This window comes from Pararhizobium sp. P1_E7 (genome assembly GCF_056405855.1).
The window spans coordinates 1-4,856 of sequence record NZ_JBFUBH010000132.1; the positions used below are offsets into that span (position 1 = coordinate 1).

Annotated in this window: 6 protein-coding genes and 1 pseudogene; 5 read left to right on the forward strand and 2 right to left on the reverse strand. The window is 56.9% G+C overall.

Features of this window, described 5'->3' with window-relative positions; genetic code table 11:
- On the reverse strand, positions 1-273 hold a 273-nt coding region (locus tag AC1D17_RS27685), incomplete at its 3' end, for a transglycosylase SLT domain-containing protein (protein WP_477568447.1).
- 87 nt (positions 274-360) lie between these two features.
- Between AC1D17_RS27685 and AC1D17_RS27690 the strand changes: the two genes are divergently transcribed.
- A complete protein-coding gene (locus AC1D17_RS27690) occupies positions 361-978 on the forward strand; it encodes a hypothetical protein (protein WP_477568448.1) in 618 nt (205 codons plus the stop codon).
- 499 nt (positions 979-1,477) lie between these two features.
- On the opposite strand, the gene AC1D17_RS27695 is transcribed toward AC1D17_RS27690, so the two are convergent.
- Positions 1,478-1,684: a hypothetical protein gene (locus AC1D17_RS27695; protein ID WP_477568449.1), complete on the reverse strand. Its 207-nt coding sequence runs from the start codon at positions 1,682-1,684 to the stop codon at positions 1,478-1,480.
- Between the two features lie 1,565 nt (positions 1,685-3,249).
- Between AC1D17_RS27695 and napE the strand changes: the two genes are divergently transcribed.
- The 4 genes and pseudogenes from napE to AC1D17_RS27715 form a co-directional block, all read left to right on the forward strand.
- The gene (napE, locus tag AC1D17_RS27700; RefSeq protein ID WP_477568450.1) at positions 3,250-3,441 is read left to right on the forward strand and encodes a periplasmic nitrate reductase, NapE protein; all 192 of its coding nucleotides are present in this window, start codon (positions 3,250-3,252) and stop codon (positions 3,439-3,441) included.
- Positions 3,442-3,444: 3 nt separating this feature from the next.
- Positions 3,445-3,945, forward strand: coding sequence for a ferredoxin-type protein NapF (gene napF, locus AC1D17_RS27705; protein ID WP_477568451.1), 501 nt, complete (start codon positions 3,445-3,447; stop codon positions 3,943-3,945).
- Positions 3,938-4,223, forward strand: a pseudogene (locus AC1D17_RS27710) (chaperone NapD); the annotation flags it as partial. The gene napF and the pseudogene AC1D17_RS27710, both read left to right, overlap by 8 nt.
- The coding region (locus AC1D17_RS27715; RefSeq protein WP_477568452.1) for a molybdopterin-dependent oxidoreductase at positions 4,201-4,856 on the forward strand (656 nt) is incomplete at its 3' end. The pseudogene AC1D17_RS27710 and the gene AC1D17_RS27715, both read left to right, overlap by 23 nt.

Sequence of the window (4,856 nt, forward strand, 5' to 3'; positions counted from 1 at the left end):
GATATTTGCCTCTGCGTCGCAGCGGTCCGAAACGCCGTAGTCAGAGGCCGTGTCCGGCATCAGCTGCATGATCCCGACTGCGCCGGCGCTGGAGACCTGATGCTTTCCGCCAGCGCTTTCGACGTCAACCACCGCGAGTGCGAGGGCCGGATCCAGCTGCTCTTCGGTCGCTATTGCTTTGACCACCGCAAGCGTGCTTGCCGTGTCAACGGGCTCGCAGGCATTGGCCGAATAGGATGCTGAAAAGAGGAGAAGGAGCGCGATCGTTTTCATGGAAAGGTTCCGGTTGCTGCGTCGCAGAATAAAATATAATTAATTCGTCAGGGATTCCCGTGTCAATTCCAAATCGGAGAAATTTCCATGTATCGACAACTCAGGGTCTGCGGCCTGGCGATTTTACTGATGTTGCCCAGTGCGTCTTTCGCGATCGAAATGGGCGAACATCCCTACGAGGAGCCGATGCCATCGTATCTGCGCCAGTTCGCCAAGGAGGGTGGAAAAGTCTTCGTCCTCGAACGATATGATGCCGAGGCCAGACTGGTCGACCGCTCCTTTGAGCGGGTCGGTGGCGAGATCTCCATCGATGGGGCCGTCGAGCGAAGAATTGCCGGGTACGACATTCAGCTACGAGGACTGAACGGCTGCCCAGCGCAGACGGTGACCTACAACCGGGTGCAGACATGGACGTGTATAGACGCCGTTCGTGACTACGCCGGAGCGATTTACAACAAGCGGGCGCACGTCATCCTCTGCAAGACCCTAATGCTCTCGACCGCGCAAGGCCAGGCTATGCCAGCGTCCTGCTTCGTCCTCGTTGGTGGCGACGGCGAGCCCTACCGCACCGTCAATGACGATGACAGCATGGTGTTTCTCGGTCTCGCAGAGATCGGAAAGAAGCCGGACGGTCGATCACGGCGGCCCGATCTGGAACACGCGCAATCGCTTTCAAAAACGATGGGGTTTCAAAATGCGGATTGAACTAACGCTGCTCTTTGCACTCATCCTTGGGTCAGTGGCAAGCGCCCAAGCCACGACCATCCCGTTTTCTTCGGATGTCACATTCGAGACCGGAGATACCTGGAGGCACGAAGGCAGGAAATACAGGCTGTTCGGGGTTCAGTCCTGTATTCGAGGCACGGCATATCGCTCGCCGGAGGGGCAAGAAGGCGATTGTGGGCTGCGCTCACTCGCTTCTCTGGCGGCTCTGTTTTCAACCGGCACAGTCGGATGTCAGTCAATTGGAACCGCAAAGGATGGGGCGATTTTTGTCGTATGCGCTGCCAACATCGATGATGCGACGGTCGATGTCGGAACGGCGCTTATATCCTCTGGTGCCGCGTTTGCAGCGACGCTACCTTCAGGTGCGCCGGTATCGGCCGCCTACGCTGTGGCAGAGCTGGCTGCAAAGGACAGCCGGAGAGGATTTTGGGAAGGGTCCTTCGAGCACCCGGCCGATGTGCTTTCAGGCGGGCAATAATCAGAGGTCCGTGAGGTCGACATCAAGGTTTTCTGAAATTGAGACAATCTCCCTGAGCGTTAGGTCTTTCCACTCTCCGGTTTGAAGAAGCTCCAGCCGGTCCTCTCCGACGCCGGTGATCTCAGCAAATTTGTGAGGCTGGGTTCCGCTACGTTGAAATTCTCTCGCGAGGATTCTGACAAGCTGAGGGGCACTCTTAATGGCCATTTGCGGTCATCCTTTCCTTGCAAGGTCATGGCATGTTCGGCGTCGACTGTAATGGTTTGCGCTGTCCATAAGCGCGATAGGGCGGCGGGGTGCGTTTGAGGGTGAGGACAAGGCGGATGCGAATCCGTCACCCCTAATATCGCACAACCTCGACACGAGTGAAAAGCGAAAATCGCGTCAAATGTTTGTTCAAACTGAAAACTATAAAAAATCACATGACTCGCTCAATTTGCGAGCTGCTCATGGAGGCCCCATGCCCGTTTGACAAAAGAGCTTCGGGGAGACGGGTCCGTGAAGCACAATGGAATGTGCGTACGTGTGTTTTACCCAATGATTTTCCCCACATCAAAACTGTCTGTGCAAGAAATCTCATACCACGACGACGCATGCTTCTTGCTAGCATTTTTCACGGATTTTTGAAATCGGAAGAGATCGTGCTTGCGGTATCGCCACTGCTTGTCGGCAATCTTGGCCGATGAATTTCGACGTCAAGCTGAAAAGAAAAAAGGGCCGACGGAAAAACCGCGGCCCATAAAGTGTGAAGGTCAAAAAACCTCCAGAGGGGAACAGCTGCTGCGGCGGAACTGGGAGGAAGCCGCCAAGTGCATCAGCTGTGTGCACTATGATGCATTTTTCACCGGGGGGAACCTAGTTTTTGTGCAATGCAGCTATGCGGGTAACGCGTTGATCGTGTTGCCACGGCAGACGCTTGGTGAGCGTCGCCCCATAATTTTAGATTTGAAAATACTGTTTTCGTTACGGAAATTGACCTGCGCCACAGCACCTTTCTAGACGGTGGCGGACCAATGTTGGGTTCTCTTTCTCTCCCCAGCCATAATCTTGGATGCAGTTTCAAGGCCGTAATCAGCACAAACGCACGGCTTCCTACAACTGAACGCAGAGGTTGGAACGGGGGTCAAACATCGAACAGGAAGGATGCCGTCAGCGCCGCCGGAAAGGCGGCGGTTGGGGCAACGAGCGTGCCGTGACTTGCCGCCGGCACGCAGCGGACCGATCATGAGACAATACCTATAGCAACAATCTCATGACGACCAACACCGTGCCCGCCTTTATAAGAAATCTGTGCACAGGCTCGCTATCGACCATTCACAATGCCACTGAGATTGGCGATCTTGTGGTGCACCGACGGTGGGTGGCGCTTGCAAGCGCAAAAAAGCAAGCAAAATTATCGCCGCTCATTAATTATACATGAAGCCGTGGACGGTATGCATGGCACGCATTTCCTTCGGCATGATTTCGACTGCGCCTTTCGAACCGGACATTGACGGGTCGTCGGAAGTCCAAACTTTGGACTGAGCGAACGACAGTGGATCGCACCGAACGACCTCATACAAGAGCGTGGTATCACCCAGCTAGGCTGCCTATGCAATCGTACCAAACGGTTTCCAACCTGCACGGCTCACCGATTGGAAAGCGGTTTCCTCGGCGTGGGTCGTTGGTTCTGTCCTGGAACAACGAGCCCAACCCAAGTGAAAAATGTCATGTTTTTGCACTTTATTTAATCGATGGCCTCGTTAGAATGCACTTCAGAGTGGGAGGAACTCATGTCTGAACCGATTAACGCGGAACTGGCGACCACGTCTGCGGATAAGCGAAAGCGCGCCGAGCTGCTGACTTTCCTCGCACTCGCGTTTGGTATCTGGCCAATCATCGCAGTGGGCGTCGTGGGGGCCTACGGATTTGCTGTCTGGATGTGGCAGATCGTATTCGGCCCTCCCGGCCCGTTGGGGCACTAGCAGATGCGCGAGGAAGCTCCCACAAGGCGTTCGTTCCTCCTTGGCAAGGGGTCTGAATATTCGCCCTCCATCCGCCCTCCCGGAACTACCCCAGCCACTTTCCGGTCGTGCACCGGGTGCGGCCTCTGCGTCGAGCGCTGTCCCACCGGAGTGATTAAACTGGGGGATGGGCGACCCTTGCTCGATTTCAGCACGGCCGAATGCACCTTCTGCGGCGAATGCAGGCTAGCCTGCCCGGAACCCGTCTTCCTTCCTGAGGGCGCTCTCCGCTTCGATCATTTTGCATCGATAACGGATGCCTGTCTCGCGAAACGCGACGTCGCCTGCCAATCGTGCGGCGAGAGCTGTCCCGAGAACGCGATCCGGTTCAAGCCGCGCCTCGGCGGACCCTTCCTGCCTGACCTCGACGAACACGCCTGCATCGGTTGCGGTGCCTGCGTGGGAGTTTGCCCTGTCAGCGCGATAACGGTGAAATCTCGACAATTGGAGGCTGCCGATGCCTGAACTGCAGTCCACCAGCTTCCACATATCGAGCGCGGTCGTCGCCACCATGCCTGCGGCCACCGACAAAGTCCTGGCGGAACTTGAACGGATGGAAAACGTCGAAGTCCATGGCTGCGAGCGCGGAAAGATCGTCCTGGTCATCGAGGGGACCAGTACCGGAATGATGGGCGATTGCCTGTCGAGGATATCCCTTCTTGACGGTGTCATCGCGGCAAACATGGTTTTCGAACATGTCGAAACGGAGAGCGCAGACAGATGACCGAAGCACTGACGCGACGCCAGGTTTTGAAAGCACATGCCGCTGGCATCGCCGCGGCCACGGCTGGCATTTCACTCCCGGCCGCAGCCCAGCCAGTTCCCGGCGGGGTAGGGGCGCTGGAGATCAAATGGTCTAAGGCTCCCTGTCGCTTCTGTGGCACCGGGTGCGGGGTGATGGTCGGCGTGAAGGAAGGGCAGGTGGTCGCCACGCACGGCGACATGCAGGCGGAGGTCAACCGCGGCCTCAACTGCATCAAGGGCTACTTCCTTTCCAAGATCATGTACGGCGAGGACCGGTTGAAGACACCGCTGCTTCGCAAACGCAACGGCGTCTACGCCAAGGATGGCGAATTCGAACCCGTCGGCTGGGACGAAGCCTTCGACGTGATGGCGCAGCAGGCCAAACGCGTGTTGAAGGAGAAGGGCCCGACGGCGGTCGGCATGTTCGGATCTGGCCAGTGGACGATCTTCGAAGGTTACGCAGCGACGAAGCTCATGCGGGCGGGATTCCGGTCAAACAACCTCGATCCCAACGCCCGCCACTGCATGGCCTCGGCTGCCGTCGCCTTCATGCGTACTTTCGGCATGGATGAGCCGATGGGATGTTACGACGATTTCGAGAACGCAGACGCGTTCGTGCTCTGGGGCTCTAA